16 protein-coding genes are annotated in these 18021 nt (G+C 73.6%); 7 read left to right on the top strand and 9 right to left on the bottom strand.

Annotated features, from left to right (window positions below):
- From RIN80_RS20605 to RIN80_RS20625, 5 genes are all read right to left on the bottom strand, one after another.
- Window positions 1-1088 (bottom strand): GDSL-type esterase/lipase family protein (locus RIN80_RS20605; protein ID WP_309097101.1); only part of this gene is annotated, 1088 nt, incomplete at its 3' end.
- 285 nt (window positions 1089-1373) lie between these two features.
- Window positions 1374-2867 (bottom strand): tripartite tricarboxylate transporter permease, encoded by a 1494-nt coding sequence (locus RIN80_RS20610; protein ID WP_309097102.1) that lies wholly within the window; start codon window positions 2865-2867, stop codon window positions 1374-1376.
- A gap of 1 nt (window position 2868) precedes the next feature.
- On the bottom strand, window positions 2869-3408 hold the full coding sequence (locus RIN80_RS20615) for a tripartite tricarboxylate transporter TctB family protein (protein ID WP_309097103.1): 540 nt from the start codon (window positions 3406-3408) through the stop codon (window positions 2869-2871).
- Window positions 3405-4388 carry a tripartite tricarboxylate transporter substrate binding protein gene (locus RIN80_RS20620; protein WP_309097115.1) on the bottom strand — a complete coding sequence of 328 codons (984 nt, stop codon included), beginning with the start codon at window positions 4386-4388 and terminating at the stop codon, window positions 3405-3407. Before RIN80_RS20620 ends, RIN80_RS20615 begins: the two co-directional genes overlap by 4 nt.
- Before the next feature lie 221 nt (window positions 4389-4609).
- Window positions 4610-6610: an FAD-dependent oxidoreductase gene (locus RIN80_RS20625; RefSeq protein ID WP_309097104.1), complete on the bottom strand. Its 2001-nt coding sequence runs from the start codon at window positions 6608-6610 to the stop codon at window positions 4610-4612.
- Between the two features lie 288 nt (window positions 6611-6898).
- Here RIN80_RS20625 and RIN80_RS20630 point away from each other — a divergent pair, with 288 nt between their 5' ends.
- From RIN80_RS20630 to RIN80_RS20660, 7 genes are all read left to right on the top strand, one after another.
- On the top strand, window positions 6899-8785 hold the full coding sequence (locus tag RIN80_RS20630; protein ID WP_309097105.1) for an NAD-binding protein: 1887 nt from the start codon (window positions 6899-6901) through the stop codon (window positions 8783-8785).
- A gap of 118 nt (window positions 8786-8903) precedes the next feature.
- Complete coding sequence (locus RIN80_RS20635) at window positions 8904-9074, top strand: hypothetical protein (protein WP_031106884.1); 171 nt, start codon at window positions 8904-8906, stop codon at window positions 9072-9074.
- Window positions 9075-9154: 80 nt separating this feature from the next.
- Window positions 9155-9646, top strand: coding sequence for a hemerythrin domain-containing protein (locus RIN80_RS20640; protein WP_309097106.1), 492 nt, complete (start codon window positions 9155-9157; stop codon window positions 9644-9646).
- Window positions 9647-10172: 526 nt separating this feature from the next.
- On the top strand, window positions 10173-11297 hold the full coding sequence (locus RIN80_RS20645; protein ID WP_309097107.1) for a Gfo/Idh/MocA family oxidoreductase: 1125 nt from the start codon (window positions 10173-10175) through the stop codon (window positions 11295-11297).
- Window positions 11294-12220 (top strand): PmoA family protein, encoded by a 927-nt coding sequence (locus RIN80_RS20650; protein WP_309097108.1) that lies wholly within the window; start codon window positions 11294-11296, stop codon window positions 12218-12220. Before RIN80_RS20645 ends, RIN80_RS20650 begins: the two co-directional genes overlap by 4 nt.
- Window positions 12214-12975, top strand: coding sequence for a cupin (locus RIN80_RS20655; RefSeq protein WP_309097109.1), 762 nt, complete (start codon window positions 12214-12216; stop codon window positions 12973-12975). Before RIN80_RS20650 ends, RIN80_RS20655 begins: the two co-directional genes overlap by 7 nt.
- A gap of 165 nt (window positions 12976-13140) precedes the next feature.
- Entirely contained in the window at window positions 13141-13593 is a 453-nt protein-coding gene (locus tag RIN80_RS20660) for a phospholipase (protein ID WP_309097110.1), read from the top strand.
- Window positions 13594-13680: 87 nt separating this feature from the next.
- Here RIN80_RS20660 and RIN80_RS20665 read toward each other — a convergent pair whose 3' ends face one another.
- From RIN80_RS20665 to RIN80_RS20680, 4 genes are all read right to left on the bottom strand, one after another.
- Window positions 13681-14382: a phosphatase PAP2 family protein gene (locus tag RIN80_RS20665; protein ID WP_309097111.1), complete on the bottom strand. Its 702-nt coding sequence runs from the start codon at window positions 14380-14382 to the stop codon at window positions 13681-13683.
- Between the two features lie 149 nt (window positions 14383-14531).
- On the bottom strand, window positions 14532-15605 hold the full coding sequence (locus RIN80_RS20670) for an iron chelate uptake ABC transporter family permease subunit (RefSeq protein WP_309097112.1): 1074 nt from the start codon (window positions 15603-15605) through the stop codon (window positions 14532-14534).
- Window positions 15602-16660: an iron chelate uptake ABC transporter family permease subunit gene (locus RIN80_RS20675; protein WP_309097113.1), complete on the bottom strand. Its 1059-nt coding sequence runs from the start codon at window positions 16658-16660 to the stop codon at window positions 15602-15604. Before RIN80_RS20675 ends, RIN80_RS20670 begins: the two co-directional genes overlap by 4 nt.
- Window positions 16650-18021, bottom strand: a 1372-nt coding sequence (locus tag RIN80_RS20680; protein WP_309097114.1) for an AMP-binding protein, incomplete at its 5' end; no start/stop codon positions are given. The genes RIN80_RS20675 and RIN80_RS20680, both read right to left, overlap by 11 nt.

Consider the following 18021-nt stretch of genomic DNA (forward strand, 5'->3'; position numbering starts at 1 on the left):
GTGGTCCCTACCGTGCACGTGACGGTCGCCGCCGGGGCGTCGGCGGTTGCCGGGGCGGTGGCTACGAAACCGAACGTGGCGCTCGCGCCCGGGGCCAGCGCACCGTTCCAGCCCGCGTTCGCGACGGTGGCCTTGCCGTCCGCGGCCGTGCCGAGCGTGCCGTTCCAGACCCGGGTGAGACGCGCGCCGCCCGCCGCGACGACGGTCGCGGTCCAGCCCGCGGTGGCGGAGGCGGAGGTGTTGGTCACCGTCACCTCGCCCTGATAGCCGCCCTGCCAGGCGGAGACGGCCCGGAAGCGGGCAGTGCAGGCGGCGGGGTCGCCGGGGTCACCCGGGTCCTGCGGGACGCCCGCGTCGAGGACCGCCGCCAGGGCCGGGAACCAGCGAGCGGCGATCTTCGCGTCGCCGGAGGCGTTGGGATGCACGCCGTCGTAGGTGTCGGCGGCCGTGCTGAAACCCGTCCACTGGTCGACCACGGTGATCGGCGAGCGGTCGGTGCTCGTCGCCCGCGCCCACGCGGGGATCCGCGCGTTGAGGTCGACGACGCGCTGCGCGCAGGCCGCGCAACTGCCCGGGTTCATCGGGATGAGCTGTGCGACGAGGATCCGCATCTTTGGGTTGGCGGCCCGCATCTGCCCGACCAGCCGGGTGTAGGCGGCGAGGATGCGGTCGGGAGCGATGCCGCTCCACACGTCGTTCGTGCCGAAGTGCATGACAACGATGTCCGGGTCGGTGGCCGCGAGCCGGCCGGGCAGCAGGTTCTGGTCGGCCGCGTGGGTGGCCAACTCGCCGCCGTGGCCCTCGTTGTCGCCGTCGTGGGCCTGGCCGCAGCCCTGCGGCGGGAGGGTGCCGACGAAGTCGATGTCCGGGTAGCCGCTGCTGACCAGCCGGTTCCACAGCACGGCCCGCCAGCAGCCGGGCGAGCCGGTGATCGAGTCGCCGAGCGGCATGACGCGGACGGGGTCCGCGGCGGGGGCGGCCGTGGCGCGCGGGGCCGAGGTCAGGCCGAGCGGGAGGAGCAGGGCGGCCAGCAGGCCGAGGAGCGGGACGAGCCGTGAGCGGGGGAACGTGCGGGGGGTTCTGCGCATGGTGGTCCCTTCCCTGGAGGACGTGGGAGCGCTCCCATGACATCAAGCCACCGTTGTCCGTGACGCGTCAAGAGGTGGGAGGGTCGGCGCGCTGGGCGCCCGGATCCGGAACCGGGCGGTCGAGCCGATTCCCCGGCCGCCGAGATGCGCGGTCGCCGGCCGGCCGACACGGCTCGAGGAGCCCCGCGGACGGACCAACGGCCGCCCGCACGCGCGGTGTTCAGGTCCGCGCGTACGGGCCGCCCTGACCGATGGGGAGGTCGGGGGAAGGCCATGGTGACCCGGTCAGGCCGCCGCGCGGACCCGTTTCACCGCCTTCGGCAGCAGGGGCCAGGCCAGCAGCACCACGATCACCGCGTAGACGGTCACCGCGAACGGCGTGTTGACCAGCCCCGTGACGCTGCCGTCGCTGATCTGCAGGGCGCGGCGCAGCTGCTGCTCCGCGTTCGGACCGAGGATCACGCCGATGACGGCGGGCAGCACCGGCAGCCCGTAGCGGCGCATGCCGAAGCCGATCAGGCCGATGACCAGCAGGATCACCAGGTCGATCACCTCGCCGCCGACCGCGTACGCGCCGACCGCCGCGAAGAACAGGATCCCGGCGTACAGGTACGGCCGCGGGATGCGCAGCAGCTTCGCCCACACCGGCGCCAGCGGCAGGTTGAGCGCGAGCAGCAGCACCATGCCGACGAACAGGGAGGCGATCAGGCCCCACACGAGGTCGGGTTCGCGCTCGAAGAGGAGCGGACCGGGCTGGATGCCGTACTGCTGGAAGGCGGCCAGCATCACGGCCGCGACCGCCGTGGTCGGCAGGCCCAGGGTCAGCATCGACACCAGCGTGCCCGCCGCCGAGGCCGACGCCGCCGACTCCGGCCCCGCGACGCCCTCGATGGCGCCCTTGCCCCACTCGTCCTTGTGCTTCGACAGGCGCTTCTCCGTCACGTACGACAGGAACGTCGGGATCTCCGCGCCGCCCGCCGGGATCGCGCCGAACGGGAACCCGATGAACGGGCCGCGCAGCCACGACTTCCACGTGCGGCGGAGATCGCCGCGCCCCAGCCACGGCCGCCCCACCGGGATCGGCTCCGGCGGCCTGCGCCGCAGGTGCGCCGCGACCCACAGGGCCTCGCCGATGGCGAAGAGGCCGACCGCGACGATGACGACGTCGATTCCGTCCGCGAGTTGCAGCGAGCCGAAGGTGAGGCGCTGCTGGCCGGTCATCTGGTCCAGTCCCACCAGGCCCAGGGTGAGACCGATGAGCAGGGAGGCCATGCCCCGGACCCGGGACGCGCCCAGCACCGACGTCACCGCGATGAACGCCAGCACCATGATGGCGAAGTAGTCCGGCGCCCCGATGTCCACGGCCAGTTCGGCGACCGTCGGCGCGAGCGCGACCAGCAGGAGCGTGCCGACCATGCCGCCCGCGAAGTGGCCGATGGCCGCCGCTGCCAGCGCCTGGGCGCCCCGGCCGGACTTCGCCATGGGGTTGCCCTCCATGGCCGCCACCACCGCCGCGCTCTCGCCTGGGGTGTTGAGCAGGATGGAGGTCGTGGAGCCGCCGAACATGGCGCCGTAGTAGATGCCGGCGAACATGATGAACGCGCCGGTCGGGTCCAGCCCGTACGTCACCGGCAGCAGCAGCGCCACCGCCATCGCCGGGCCGATGCCCGGCAGCACCCCGATCGCCGTGCCCAGCAGGACACCGATCGCGGCCCAGAGCAGGTTGACCGGCGTGAGGGCCGTACCGAAGCCGTCCAGCAGGGAGTTGAGGGCGTTCATGTCACAGCACTCCCATCAGCGGACCGCCGGGCAGGGGCACTCCGAGCAGGTTGTTGAAGACGGTGTAGGTGACGAGGGAGAGCCCGGCCGCGATGAGCGGATCGCGGTCGACCCGGCGGCTGCCCAGCGCGAACGCCGCGCCCCAGAACAACAGGGCGCCCGCGACGGGGAAGCCGAGCGGCTCGATCAGCACGGCCGCGCCGAGGAACACCCCGGCCAGCAGCAGCACGGTGCGCCAGTCGGCGGGCTCCGACAGGTCGATGTCCTCACCGCCCTCGGCCTGGCCCCGGCCGCCGCGCAGCACGTCCACGGCGAGCAGCGCCGCGATCACGAGCAGGCCCGCCCCGACCACGACCGGCACGGTCCTCGGTCCGACCGGCCCGCGCTGGGCGATGTCGACGTCCATGGTGAGCGCGTCGGTCAGGACGAGCACACCGAGCGCCAGCAGCAGGACGCACACGCCGAGTTCCGAGTGCTCCTTCAGCCACGAGCGCCGCTCGCCCTCCCGTGCGGGGGGCAGGTCGGTGGTCCGCGTCGTCACAGTCCCAGCTCCTTCAGCACCGACACCACGCGCTTGTCCTCGGCGTCGAGGAACGCGCCGAACTCCTCGCCCGCGAGGAAGGCGTCGTCCCAGCCGTTCTGTTCCATGGCCTCGCGCCACTCGTCGGAGTCGTGCAGCTCCTCGATCAGCCGCACGAGCTTGGCGCGCTCGCCGTCCGACAGCCCGGGCGGGGCGACGATGCCACGCCAGTTGGTGAAGTTCACGTCGTACCCGGCCTCCTTCAGCGTGGGCGCGTCCAGCCCTGCCACGCGCTCGGGGCCGGTGACCGCGAGGAGACGCAGCTCGCCCGCCTTGATCTGGTCGAGGTACTCGCCGACGCCGGAGACCCCGAAGGCGACCTTGTTGCCGAGGATGGAGGCGAGCAGCTCGCCGCCGCCGTCGAACGGGATGTAGTTGACCTGCTTCGGCGGGATCCCGGCGGCGCGTGCCATCAGCATCGGCGCGAGGTGGTCCGGCCCGCCGGGGGAGGAGCCGCCCCCCACCGGCAGCTTGCCCGGGTTCTCCTTCCAGGCGCCGATCAGGTCGTCGATCGTCTTGTACGGGGAGTCCTCGGCGACCACGACGACGTCCTGCTCCTCGGTGAGCCGGGCGATGGGCGTGGTGTCGCCGAGCGTCTTCGGGGCGTCGTTGGAGCGGACGGCGCCCACGACGCCGAGGCCCATGGACATGGCGAGTTTGCCGTTGCCGTGCTCGCTCACCAGCCGGCTGAGGCCCACCGTGCCGCCGGCGCCGGGCAGGTTGAACACCTCGATGTTGTGGGTGAGTCCGGCGTCCTCGGCGTTCTTCGCGGCCGTGCGGGCCGTGATGTCGTAGCCGCCGCCCGGCGTGTTGGGGACCATGAAACGCAGGCCCGGGATCTGTGTGCCGGTCTCGGCCCCGCTGCCGGTGGTCAGCAGCGGCGGTCCGACGAGCACGAGCACGGCGGCCCCGAGCAGGGCGAGGGGAGTGCGCAGGCGCACGAGTGCCACCACCTGTCGGTACGTCGTTGCGGGTTGGTCGATGCCCTGTGGGGGAGGGTGAGGTGGGCCACATGGTGCCCGGCCGCCGACATGGTGTCTCGCTTGCGGAATCAACGGAGGTTGTGGTCGTTGTGGTCGCGGCGGAGCGACCGCCGCGGGTCGTCGTCCGAAGACGCGGGAGCCCCGGCCGTGCGGCCGGGGCTCCGTCACTCGGGGCCGGGTTAGTCCGTGTGCACCTCCAGGGCGGCCCGCACGGCGGACTCCAGGGCCCCCTCGATCCACGCCGGCTTGACCGAGGTGTGGTCCCCGGCGAAGTGCAACGGCCCTTCGGCCGCCGGGATCACGGGCAGCAGCTCCGTGTGCTGTCCGGGCAGCAGCACGGATGCCTCACCGTAGGCGTACGGGTCGCGCAGCCAGCTCTGGGTGCGGCCCGCGCCGGTGTAGAACACCTCGACGCGCCGGCCGTAGACCTGCTGCAGACCGCACAGCGCGTACGGATAGCGCGCCTCGTCGTCCAGGGAGTCCCAGCGCAGGGCGTCGTCCGCCCAGCTGTAGGAGGCCAGGACCACACCGCCCGCGCTGCCCGGGACCGGGTGCGAGGGGTTGAACATGAAGCGGTTGGCGTTGTCCGACACCGAGCCGCCGCCCACCACACCGGCCGCCTCCGGCTGGTCGCGGCCGATCGCGCGGTTGGCGGCGTAGTGGGTGCGCTGGGCCGCCGTGATGTGCCCGTCCGGCACGGAGGGATGCGCGCCGAGCAGGCTGCCGTCCGCCGGGGCCCGGCCCGTGCGGTACGCCTCGTACAGGCCCGGTCTGACGGCGTTCAGCTCGCGCTTCCAGTCGTCCTCGTCGAACTCCCACCAGCGGCGGCTGAATTCGAGCAGCACCTTGGTCGCGCTGTCGTAGTGCAGCTCGCACACCGCGCGCCGCTTGCGGTACGACAGCGGCGGGTCGATCTGCACGTGGCGCAGTCCGGAGAAGGGGACCGTGACCACGGCGACATCGGCGGTGAACTGCTCGCGGACGACCGGTCCGTCGCGGCCCTCGGACACGGTGTCCACCCACACGTGCGGTCCCTTGCTCCGCACGTGCCCGTCCTCCGGCGACGGGCGGTCGGGGTGGTGGTACTGGATGCGGGTCACCCGGCGGTCGAACCGCACCTCCTTGCGCACCCGCTCCAGCAGCGCGTCCGGCAGGACGGCCGTGCCGCCCTCCAGTTCGTAGAAGGGCGTGTCGGGGCTGATGAGGGAGGAGCCGATGAAGCTGTGGATGAACGACAGGGGCAGGCGTGAGGTGAGGTTCTCCAGGGTGCCGATCAGGTCGACGGTGCGCTCGTCGAGACCGGCGTGCTCGGTGAGGAAGCGGAACATCGACCAGTCGCCGAACCTCTGCACCACGCGGGCCCAGCCGCGCAGCCGCTCGGGCAGGGGCTTGTCGACGCGCTTGCCGTCCGGGCCGACACGGCTGAACTCGTCGCGCACCGGGTCGAGGGCGGCGCGCAGGATGGCGGCGGCCGGGGTGTCCCAGTGGGCCTTCGGGACGCCGAAGGAGCGGTTCACGCGCCGGGGCGAGCGGGCGTAGTCGGCACGCCGCACCCGGATGCCGTTGACGTGGATCCAGGTGCGCGCGGCGGGGCGCCCTTCCTCGTCGACGTCCACGTAGTGGAAGCGCCGCTTCTTCAGGTCGAGCTGGTCGATGAGCTGCATCACCAGCGGGTGGCTGCCGGGCAGGCGCATCGCGCCCGCCTCGGCGTACTGACGGGGGTCGGCGAACGGCTGCGCGGCGCCTTCGTGCCCGCCCTTGCGGAAGGTCTTGACGCGGCCGCCCGCCCGGTTGCCGTTGGCCTCCAGGACCGTCACCCGGTGCCCCGCCCGCTTCAGCAGCCAGGCGGTCACCAGCCCCGCCGGGCCCGCGCCGATGACGAGGACGTCCTTGGGTCGGGTCCTGCGGGCCGGCAGCCCGTCCCGCAGGACGCGCTGGTAGCGCGGGACGAGTGGGCGGTCGTCGGAGTCGAGGACGAGCAGGGCGCGGGCGACGGCGAGGCACCGCTCGGGGTCGGCACCGCGTGGCGCGCCGGGGGCGGCCGGCGCGGCCGGCGCGGGCAGGGCCGTGGCGGTACCGCCGGTGAGGGCGGTCGCGACGGTGGCCGTGCCGGCCACCGCCGCGAAACTCCGCCGGGAGAGCCCGCCGTCGGGGCGCGCCACCGCGTGATCATCAGTCATGGCGACTTTGTAGCGTCGGCCGTTCACGGAGCGCCGCGCTTCGGCCGGGCAATGACCCCAAGGAGCGAATCCTGGGCGAAACCGGCGCGTCACGTGGGCCGTTGCGCTCTCGGCGCGCCCGGTGAACCCGAAGGAATGAATGCCCGGCAAACCACGCTCACCGCCCGGCACGTGCCCTCAGACTGCGACATGCGTACTCACACCCGCGCTCTCCGTCCGTCCGCGCGCCGCACGCGCACGGCGGCGCCGACCGGCGCACGGGTGGCCCGGGGCGACGGAAGGGGAAGGGTGGCGCAGCGGCGCACTTCGTTCGGTGACCGGCTTCGGTACTGGTTCGACAGCACACTGGCCCGCGGTGCCTCCGCCCTCGTCGGGTGGATGGCACTGCTGTGTCTGGCCGTCGTCGTCCCGGCCAGCGCGGTGGTGGTCTGGACCGACCCGGACGCGCCGCGGTCCCTGCCGGGCCGGCTGGCGCAGGTGTGGCACCTGACGGGGGAGACCCTGCGGCTGGGCGGTGCGACCGGCACGCCGCTGCGCGTGACGATGTCGGTGCTGCTCGCCCTGGTCGCGCTGCTGTACGTGTCGACGCTGGTCGGCCTGATCACCACCGCCCTCACGGAACGGCTCACCGCGTTGCGGCGGGGCCGCTCGACCGTGCTGGAACAGGGGCACGTCGTGGTCCTCGGATGGTCGGAGCAGGTGTTCACGGTGGTCGGCGAACTGGTCGCGGCCAACGCCAACCAGCGGCGCGCGGCGGTGGCGGTGCTGGCCGACCGCGACAAGACCGCGATGGAGGAGGCCCTCGCCACGAAGGTCGGGCCCGTCGGCCGTACGCGGCTGATCTGCCGCAGCGGCCCCACCACCGACCCGGCCGTGCTCACCCTGACCAGTCCTGCGACGGCCGGTGTCGTACTGGTGCTGCCCCGGGACGAGCCCGACGCCGACGCCGAGGTCGTCAAGACGCTGCTGGCGCTCCGGGCGGCCCTGGCAGGGGAGGAGAACCGGCCGCCGGTCGTCGCCGCCGTGCGGGACGACCGCTACCGGCTGGCCGCCTGCCTCGCCGCGGGGCCGGGCGGAGTCGTCCTGGAAAGCGACACGGTCACGGCCCGGCTGATCGTCCAGGCCGCCCGCCGCCCCGGGCTGTCCCTGGTCCACCAGGAGCTCCTCGACTTCGCGGGCGACGAGTTCTACCTGGTCGGCGAGGCGTCCCTGACCGGCCGCACCTTCGGCGACGCGCTGCTGTCCTATCCGACGTCCTGTGTGGTGGGACTGGTGCGCGGCGACACCCCGCTGCTCGCTCCGCCGCCGCAGACGGCCATCGCCGCGGACGATCTGCTCATCGTCGTCTCCCGTGACGACGACACGGCCTGGGCGGGCGAGTGCGGTCAGTGGGTCGACAAGGAGGTGATGGCGTCCGGTCCGCCGACGCCGGCGCGGCCGGAGCGGGTCCTGATGCTCGGCTGGAACCGCAGGGCGCCGCTCATGGTCGACCAGCTGCGCCGCCGCGCCCTGCCCGGGTCGGCCGTCGACGTGGTGGCCGACTGCAGGGAGGAGACGGTCCGGCAGGTGCGCGAGTCCGGCACCGGCCCGTTTCTGACCCTTCACCAGGGGGACGTCACCCGCCCCGAGACCCTGCAGCGTCTGGACGTGCACTCCTACGACAGCGTCATCGTCCTCGGCCAGGACCCCGCTCCCGGCGAGAGCGCGGACCACCCCGACAACCGCACGCTCGTCACGCTCCTGCTGCTGCGCCGGCTGGAGGAGGCCACCGGACGGGAACTGCCGGTCGTCACCGAGCTGGTCGACGACCGCAACCGGGCGCTGGCCCCCGTCAGCCCGGGCGCCGACGTGATCATCAGCGGCAAGCTCATCGGCCTGCTGATGGCGCAGATCTCCCAGAACCGGCACCTGGCGGCGGTCTTCGAAGAACTGTTCTCCGCCGACGGCACCGGCATCCGGCTACGGCCCGCGGACGACTACGTGGTGTCCGGGTGCGAGACGGCCTTCGCCACCGTCGTGGCGGCGGCACGGCAGCGGGGCGAGTGCGCCATCGGCTACCGCAGCCTCGCCGAGGCGACGGCGAGCCCCGGCTACGGCGTGCGCATCAACCCGCCCAAGGCGGAGCGGCGCCGCTGGACGGCGGGGGACGAGGTGGTGGTCGTCGGCAGGGACTGACGTTTTCCCCGCCCGACCGAATCGGTCCATCTGCCCGCCATCCTCCTGGAAAAACAAAGTAATCCGCCTGCGTGCGCAGCAAAAGCCCGGGCATCAGGAGTTGCGGAGGTAGTTGACAATGGTTCCTTTGCTTCTCGTTCTGCTGCTGGCCCTGATCCTTTTCGGCGCCGGTTTCGCTCTGAAGGCCCTGTGGTGGATCGCGGTGATCGTGCTGGTGGTCTGGCTGCTCGGCTTCGTACTGCGGAGCGCGGACACAGGTGGTCGTAAGGGCCGCTGGTACCGCTGGTGACCCGTCCGGCCCCGTTCCCCGGGCAGGGGAGGGGGTAAAGGGAAAAGGCCTGATTCTCCGTACGAAAGGGGTGCCTGTTCATGGCCGACACTCAGGACGTCGTCGAACTCATTCTCCAGGACCACCGGCGCATGGAAGACCTCTTCCGTCAGATGCGCAGCGTCGAAGCCGACCGCGAGGGTGCACTGCGTGAATTCTCGGACCTTTTGATCGCGCACGCGCTCGCCGAGGAGTCCAAGGTCTACCCGGCGCTCAAGCGCTACAAGAACATCGACGACGAAGAGGTGGAGCACGGCGAGCACGAACACGACGAGGGCAACGAGGCCCTCCTGGAACTCCTCCAGGTGGAGGAGGTCGGCTCCGACGAGTGGGACGAGAAGCTCGAGGAGCTGGTGCAGGCCGTCACCCACCACGCCGACGAGGAGGAACGCACCATCCTCAACGGCGCGCGCGAGAACGTGGCGATGGAGCGGCGCGAGGAACTCGGCCGGGAGTTCTGGCAGGAGCGTGAGCGGCAGCTGAAGTCCGGCTGCGGCTCCGTCGACAACGTACGCAAGATCGTCGAGTCCTGAGGGACCCGGCACCACCCGTGAGGAGCCCGGACCGTCACCGGTCCGGGCTCCTCACGTGCGCTGACGGACGGCCGGCGGGCGCGGCGCAGTCGCGGTCCCGCCCCGGCGGGCGCTCCGTGGCCAGGATTTTCGCGCGGTCGGTCCCGGAAGGCGCACGGGCCGAGGTCGTGCGTCACGGGCCGGAACAGCGGAGCGCGCGCGGGCGCGCCGCGCGCGCCAGTGGACCTCGGGGTCGCGCGGAACGGCACGGTCGCCGCAGGGGATCGCCGTCCGCGCGCTGCCGTACGCGGAAGTCGGTGCCGGCGCCCCGTTCACGGTGGGGCCAGCCCCGGGGTGAGGCGCGGGAGCGCGGGTTCGGTGGCTGTGGCAGCAATCGGAAACTCCGCCCCAAGCTGGGAGAATGCGGGGGCGCGGGGGGTGCGGTGCGCTGCAGGGGGGTTGTCCAGACATTCGCTCGCGCCTAGGGTCCCTTCCGAGTGCAAGCGCTTTCCAAGCGTGTGTCCGCCGGCTGTCCGAGGAGCGCCGCATGTCCGTGTCCCCAGGGTCCTCCACCCGCCGCCGCGTGGCCGTCGTCGGCACCGGGGCCATCGTCGCGGGCAGCCATCTGCCGGCGCTGCGCGCCCACGCCGACCGGGTGGACCTGGTGGCCGCCGTCGACGTGGACGAGGGGCGCCTGGAGGCGTTCCGCGAGCTGGCGGGCGAGCGGGTCGCCGGGTACACCTCGGTCGACGCGATGCTGGACGCCGAGCGCCCCGGCCTCGTCCTGATCGGCACCCCGCCCTGGCTGCACCGGGACCAGACGGTCGCCGCCCTGAAGTCCGGCGCCTGGGTGCTGTGCGAGAAGCCGCTCACCCTGTCCCTCGCGGAGTACGACGACATCGCCGCCGCCGAGGAGGCCTCGGGCGCCTACGCGGCGGTCGTCTTCCAGCACCGCTACGGCTCCGGCGCCGTGCACGCCCGGGAGCTGATCACCAGCGGCGAGCTGGGCGCCCCGCTGGTCGCGCACTGCCAGACGACCTGGCACCGCGACGCCGCGTACTACGCGGCGCCCTGGCGCGGGAAGTGGGCCGGCGAGGGCGGCGGCCCCACCATGGGCCACGGCATCCACCAGTACGACCTGATGCTGCACCTGCTCGGCGAGTGGGAGGAGATCCGGGCCATGGCCGCGCGCCTGGTCCACGACACCGAGAGCGAGGACGTCTCCACCGCCCTGGTGCGGTTCCGCAGCGGCGCCCTCGCCACCGTCGTCAACAGTGTGCTGTCCCCGGACGAGGTGAGCCGCATCCGCGTCGACTGCGCGGACGCCACGGTCGAACTCACCCACCTGTACGGCCACACCAACGACAGCTGGGTCTACACCCCGGCCCCGCACGTCCCCGCCGAACGCGCCACCGCCTGGCGCACCCCCGCGCACGACGTGCCCAGCTCGCACACGGCCCAGCTCGGCGCGCTCCTCGACGCCTACGACACCGGCACCCGGCCCCCGGGCAGCGGCCGGGACGCCCGCGCCACCCTCGAGTTCGCCGCCGCACTGTACAAGGCGGCGTTCACCGGCCGGTCCGTACACGCGGGGGAGATCGCCCCCGGCGACCCGTTCTACGAGGCCATGCACGGCGAGTACCCCGACTGGGCCCCCAAGGAGCGCGCATGACCATCCGCGTCACCCACACGGTCGGCGAGGCCGTCGCCGTCACGGCGGCGAACGGCACGGAGATCCTCCGCTACGTCTACCGCCCCGACCCCGACCCGTTCGAGGCCCGCAAGCCGTACGCCCACCCCGTGCGCACCCTCGCCGGCCGCACGGTGACCGGCTACCGCCCGAGCGACCACCGCTGGCACAAGGGCCTGCAGATGACCGCGAGCCACCTGTCCGGCCAGAACTTCTGGGGCGGCAACTGCTACGTGCACGGCGAGGGTTATCTGCGCCTGCCCGAGCGGGTCGGCTCGATGCGGCACGACGGCTTCCCGCAGTTCACGGCCGAGCCCGACCGGCTCGCCCTCACCGAGCACCTCACCTGGATCGAGAACGGCGGCGAGGAGTGGGCCCGCGAGGTGCGCGGGCTGACCGTCCACTCGGTGGACGAGGAGGCCGGCGCCTGGACCCTGGACTGGTCGATCCGCCTCACCAACACGCGCTCCACGCCCCTGGCCTTCGGCTCACCCACCACCGCGGGCCGGGAGATGGCCGGCTACACCGGACTCCAGTGGCGCGGCCCGCGCGACTTCACCGGCGGTACGGTCTTCGCGCCCGACACCGACGCCGACGCGGCCGCGTTGATGGGCAGTCAGGGCCCGTGGCTCGCCTTCACCACCGAGCACGACGACGTCGACGGCCACTCCACCCTTGTCTTCGCGCACGCCCCCGAGAACCTCGACGACGCGTCCGCGATCCACCAGTCGCACTGGTTCGTGCGCTCCGAGCCCTTCCCGACGGTCGCCTTCTCCTGGGCGTTCTTCGAGGAGTTCGAACTCCCGCCGGGCGAGTCCTTCGCCTACCGCTACCGGCTGGTGATCGCCGACGGCGCCTGGGACCGCGACCGGGTCGGCGCCCACCTGCGAGGCCTGCCGTGGTGAGCGAACCCGAGCCGGGCCTCCCGCACCCGCTGCCCGGCGCGATCGGCCTGTCCCATCTCAGCGCCTACGACTGGGAGGCCGCCGACGGGGTCTGCGGGGGCAGCCCGCACCTGCACCTGGTGTGCACGGAGGCGTACGTCGTCACCGCCGGCCGGGGCGCGGTCCAGACGCTGAGCCCCGACGGCTACCGGGACATCCCCCTGCGGGCCGGGTCGATCGCCTGGTTCACGCCGGGCACCGTGCACCGCATGGTGCAGGGCGGCGACCTGCGCGTCACCGTGCTGATGGAGAACAGCGGCCTGCCCGAGGCGGGGGACGCGGTGTTCACCTTCCCGCCCGAGGTGCTCGCCGATCCCGGCCGATACGCGGACGCCGCCGCCCTGCCGCCCGGCACGGGCCCGGAGACCGAGGCGGCCGCGCGCCGCCGCCGGGACCTTGCCGTCGAGGGCTACCTAGGCCTGCGCGAGGCCCTGGTCGCCGGGGACGGCGGCCCGTACCGGGAGTTCCAGCGGGCCGCCGCCCGGCTCGTGCGGGACAAGGTGCCCACCTGGCGCGCCGTGTGGCGGGCGGGCGCCCTGGCCACCGCCGAACGCACCGGCGCGCGGCTCGACGCGCTCGCCGACGGCGAACCCGCCTACCTCGACGAGGCCAGCGCCCACGAGGCCGCGCCGGCCCGGCTCGGCGGCTTCGGCATGTGCGGCCGCCGAAACGAGTACGACCTTCCCGGGACGACGGCGCCGTACCAGGGACGCTAGCCGCCGGACCGCCGACATCCGCCGGTCCGCTGCCGTTCTCTTCGAACAGCCAGAAATTCAGGGGTTCTTGGGGCACGACGGGTGTGAGCCCCCTGGGGAGGTGGTCATCCTCTTGTCATGAACCTGTGGCCCGATGGGCGGGCCGCAGCCGCATGGAGGTGTGGGATGCACCGAAAGATCGCCACGGGTCTTGCCGCCTCGACCCTGGCCCTCGTCACCGTCGCCGCCACCGCCACGACCGCAAGTGCCGCTCCCGCCGACAAGCCCCAGGTGCTCGCCAGTTGGACGCAGACCAGCGCCTCCAGCTACAACGCCTGGGCCGCCGCCCGCGCGAACCAGGCCGCCTGGTCCGCGTACGGCTTCAACTGGTCGACCGACTACTGTTCCACCTCGCCGGACAACCCGTTCGGCTTCCCGTTCTCCATGTCCTGCGCCCGCCACGACTTCGGCTACCGCAACTACAAGGCCGCGGGCACCTTCGACGCCAACAAGTCCCGTATCGACAGCGCCTTCTACGAGGACCTGAAGCGGGTGTGCAACGCGTACAGCGGAGGCACCAAGACCTCCTGCAACGGCACGGCCTGGACGTACTACCAGGCCGTGCGCGCCTTCGGCTGACCGCCGGCACGACCGGGAGGCCGGGCGCGGAGCGGTGACCGCGCGCCCGGCCTCCGCGTGGGTGAGGTGTCCGCTGCGCCGCGCTGCTCAGTCGCGCACCAGGCCGGCGACGCGGACGCGCGGCCACGAGCGGGCCGCCGCGAGCAGTGCCTGGGTGCGGGCCGACGGCGTGGCCGCCGCTGCCGCGAGGGCCGCGGCGGCACTCGCGATGCCGAGGACGGCGCCCGCCGCCACGTCACCCGGATAGTGCACGCCCGTGTGGATGCGGGAGTAGCCGACGGCGCCCGCCAGCGCCCCGAGCGGGACCGCCGCCGGGGGCAGCACCACGCCGACCGCGGTGGCGAACGCGACCGCCGACGCGGTGTGCCCCGACGGGAACGAGGCCGACGTGGGCATCGGGACGTGCCGGTCCACCGTCACCCGGGCCGCCTCCCGGTCCGGGCGGGCCCGGCGCACCAGGCGCTTGCCGAGCAGGTTGGCCGAGGCCGAGGCCACGGCGATCGCCCCGACCCCGGCGAGCGCCGCCCTGCGCGGCCGCTTCCCGGCGAGGGCCAGTGCGGCGGCGATGCCGAAGGAGATCTTCGAGTGGTCGGCCGCGTGGGACAGGTGGCGCAGCGTCCGGTCGAGGGTGGGGGTCGGGGTGGCGGCCACCGCCGCGTACAGGGCGCCGTCCACGGCCCTGAGATCGCCCATGACGGCGCCAAGGAGCCGGCCGGGGCCGCCCGAGGGCGTGGCGTCCTCCGGAAGCGGACGGAGGGCGTTCTCGTCTGACGTCGTCGGATCGGTCATGTGTGGTTCTCCCCGCAGTGGCCTTCCCAGCACGGTACCGGCTCACGCGGGGCGCACGCTCGGCACCCCCGCGCGCCGGTACCTCCCCGGGTGCCCAGGCGGCGGCGCGCCATCCGGCGGACCGGGCCCCCCGTGTGACCGGGCGTCCCTCAGATCCGTCCGGCCCGTCGCTGACGGCGCAGCAGCAGGGCCAGGTACAGGCCGCCGACGACCGCGGTGACCACGCCGACGGGCAGCTGGGCCGACTCGTGCAGATGCTGCGAGCCGAAGTCCGCGGTGACCACGAGGAGCGCGCCGGTGCAGGTGGCGGCGAGGAGGTTCGGCCCGGGCTGCCGGGTCAGGCGCCGGGCCAGCTGGGGCGCGACGAGGGCGACGAAGGGGATCGGGCCGGCCGCGGCGGTGGCGACCGCGCAGGCGGCCGTGGCGAGGACGAGCATCACCAGCCGGGTGCGCTGCACCGGAACCCCGAGCCCGCCCGCGACGTCGTCGCCCATCTCCAGGATCCTCAGCCGGCCCGCGACGCACACGATCAGCGGCAGCACCACGAGCAGTCCGAGCGCGGCGGGCCGCACATCGGCCCAACCCCGGCCGTTGAGGCTGCCGTTGAGCCACACCATGGCCTGGGCGGCCTCGGTGAAGCGTGCCTTGGCCAGCAGATAGGCGTTCACCCCCTGGAGCAGGGCGCTGACGCCGATGCCGACGAGGACGAGCCGGAAGCCGTGGATGCCCTGCCGCCAGGCGAGGACGTAGACCAGGACGGCGGTCGCCAGGCCGCCGCCCACCGCCCCGAGCGCGACCTGGCCGCCGGTGCCGCCCACGACCAGCACGACCAGCAGGCCGCCGGTGGCCGAGCCGTAGGTGAAACCGACGATGTCGGGGCTGCCGAGCGGGTTGCGGGACAGGCTCTGGAACAGCGCGCCGCTGACCCCGAGGGCGGCCCCGGCCAGGATGCCCGTCAGCAGTCGTGGCAGGCGCAGTTCGTTGACGACGAAGTCGGTGCGCGGGCTGCCGTTGCCGAGCAGGGTGCGCACGACGTCGGCGGGGGAGATCGGGTACTCCCCGGTGCCCAGGGCGAGGACGCCCGCCCCGGCTGTGGTGGCCAGCACCAGCAGACAGACCGTCAGGGCGCGGACGTCCAGCCGCAGGGAGACGCGGTGGCGGCCGCTGCGGACGACGCGGGTGCGGGCCGGGAGCCGCTCGGGGGCGGGAGCGCGGGTGCTCATGACGCCACCACCCTGCGGTGCCGGACCAGCGCGATGAACACCGGCGCCCCGACGACCGCCGTGACCACGCCCGCGTCGAGTTCGTCCGGGCGTACGGCGACCCGGCCGAGGACATCGGCGAACAGCAGCAGGGCGGGGGCCAGCAGCAGTGACAGCGGGACGGTCCAGCGCTGGTCGGCGCCGACGATCATGCGGGCGACGTGCGGGACGGCGAGGCCGACGAACACCAGTGGGCCGACCGCCGAGGTCGCCGCCCCGCACAGCAGAGTCACGGCGAGCAGGCCGAGGAAGCGGGTGCGCTGCAGAGGGGCGCCGAGCGAGCGCGCGGCGTCGTCGCCGAGGGCCATCGCGTTGAGCGGCCGGACCAGGCCGAGGGCCAGCACCAGGCCCACCACGACGAACGGCGTGATGGTCGTCAGTGTGTCGCTGCCGGCCCGGGCGAGCGAGCCCACGCTCCAGAACCGCAGTTCGTCCAGGGCCTGGGCGTCGAGCAGCATCAGCGTCTGGCCGACGCCGGTGAAGACCGCGGCGATCACCGCGCCGCCGAGCGCGAGCCGTTCGGGCGTGGCGCCACCGCGTCCGCCCGAGGCCAGCGAGTACACCAGCAGGCCCGCCACCACCGCGCCGGCCATGGCGAACCACACCGACGCCCACAGGCTGGTCACGCCGAGCACGGTCAGGGACAGCACGACGCCGGTGGCGGCCCCGGCGTTGACGCCGAGCAGGCCGGGATCGGCCAGCGGGTTGCGGGTGAGCGCCTGAATGAGGGCGCCCGCGACACCGAGGGCGGCCCCCGCGGCGATCCCGGCCAGCGTGCGGGGCACCCGCACGTCCCAGATGACGGAGGCGGCGGTCGAGCCGTCGTCGTGCCGCAACGCGTCCACGACGACGGACACCGGCAGCGACCGCGACCCGATGACGAGGCTGAGCAGGACGGCCGCCAGGAGCAGCAGCAGGGCGCCGAGGACGGCGAGGGTGCGGGTGGAGGTCCGGCGGCGGGGCGGCGCGACGGACGGCTTCTCCGGGCGGGCCGGAGCGGTCGTCTCAGCCGGCACCGCTGCCCTCCGCGCGCAGCAGGGCGGCGATCCTGCGCCCCAGTTCCTTCTTGTCGATCTTGCCGACGGAGGTGCGGGGGAAGGCGCCGGCCACCTCCACCCGGTCGGGCAGCTTGTACGCGGCGACGCCCCGCTCGGTGAGGAACGCGGCCAGTTCCCGCTGGGTCGGGGCCGTCTCGCCGCGGAGCACCAGGTAGGCGCAGGTGCGTTCGCCCATGGTCGCGTCGGGCATGCCGACGACGGCCGCGTCGTGCACGGCGGGGTGAGCCAGGAGGTGGTTCTCCAGCTCCTCGGCGGAGATCTTGTCGCCGCCCCGGTTGATCTGGTCCTTGGCCCGGCCCTCGACGACCAGGTGCCCGGAGGGCAGGACGCGCACCAGGTCGCCGGTGCGGTAGAAGCCGTCCTCGGTGAAGGAGCGGGCGTTGTGCGCGGGTGCCCGGTAGTAGCCGCGCAGGGTGTAGGGGCCGCGGGTGAGCAGCTCGCCGGTCGCGCCGGGCGGCACGTCGTGCCCGTCCTCGTCGACGACGCGGATCTCGTCGGCCGGGGACAACGGGCGGCCCTGGGTCTGGGCGACCAACTCCGGCGGGTCGTCCAGGCGCGTGTAGTTGAGCAGGCCCTCGGCCATGCCGAACACCTGCTGAAGGGCGCAGCCGAGGGCGGGTGGGACCCGGGCCGCGGGCTCGGCGCCCAGCTTGGAGCCGCCGACCTGGAGCAGCCGCAGTGACGACAGGTCGGCCTCCTCCCACTCCACGGCGTCCAGCCACAGCAGGGCGATCGGCGGTACGACGGCGGTGACGGTGACCCGCTCGCGCTCGATCAGAGCGAAGGCGTCCTCCGGGCTCGGCGTCGGGGAGAGCACGACGGTGCCGCCCACCAGCAGCGTGCCGAGCAGGCCGGGGCAGGCGAGCGCGAAGTTGTGCGCGGTGGGCAGCACCACGAGGTAGACGGTGGAGCTGTCGAAGCCGCAGATCCCGGCGCTGGCGCGGACGTTGTAGGCGTAGTCGTCGTGGGTGCGGGGGATGAGCTTGGGTTTGCCGGTGGTGCCGCCGGACAGCAGCAGCACCGCCACGTCCGAGGGGTCGGGCACCGGCAGGGGGACGGGATCGGCGTCGACCTCGGCCAGGGCGGTGAACTCGGCGGCGTCACCGGCCACCAGGACGTGCTCCACGGACGGCACGGCCTTGCGGACGGCCCGGGCGAGGACCCGGTGGTCGAAGTGGTCGTGCGTGTCGGGGATCGCGTAGGCCCTCGCGCCGGCGGTCTCGGCCACGTGGACGATCTCGCTCTCCCGGTGCGCGGGGAGGGTGAGGACCGGTACGGCGCCGGCTCGCAGCAGGGCGAAGAACAGCACCACGAAGGCG

It is taken from the genome of Streptomyces sp. (assembly GCF_031181705.1).
GTDB lineage: Bacteria > Actinomycetota > Actinomycetes > Streptomycetales > Streptomycetaceae > Streptomyces.

Coding starts and splice junctions, on each gene's coding strand:
- RIN80_RS20610 (WP_309097102.1), bottom strand. CDS start 2,867: ATGAACGCCCTCAACTCCCTGCTGGACGGCTTCGGTACGGCCCTCACG.
- RIN80_RS20625 (WP_309097104.1), bottom strand. CDS start 6,610: ATGACTGATGATCACGCGGTGGCGCGCCCCGACGGCGGGCTCTCCCGG.
- RIN80_RS20635 (WP_031106884.1), top strand. CDS start 8,904: ATGGTTCCTTTGCTTCTCGTTCTGCTGCTGGCCCTGATCCTTTTCGGC.
- RIN80_RS20640 (WP_309097106.1), top strand. CDS start 9,155: ATGGCCGACACTCAGGACGTCGTCGAACTCATTCTCCAGGACCACCGG.
- RIN80_RS20645 (WP_309097107.1), top strand. CDS start 10,173: ATGTCCGTGTCCCCAGGGTCCTCCACCCGCCGCCGCGTGGCCGTCGTC.
- RIN80_RS20650 (WP_309097108.1), top strand. CDS start 11,294: ATGACCATCCGCGTCACCCACACGGTCGGCGAGGCCGTCGCCGTCACG.
- RIN80_RS20660 (WP_309097110.1), top strand. CDS start 13,141: ATGCACCGAAAGATCGCCACGGGTCTTGCCGCCTCGACCCTGGCCCTC.
- RIN80_RS20665 (WP_309097111.1), bottom strand. CDS start 14,382: ATGACCGATCCGACGACGTCAGACGAGAACGCCCTCCGTCCGCTTCCG.
- RIN80_RS20670 (WP_309097112.1), bottom strand. CDS start 15,605: ATGAGCACCCGCGCTCCCGCCCCCGAGCGGCTCCCGGCCCGCACCCGC.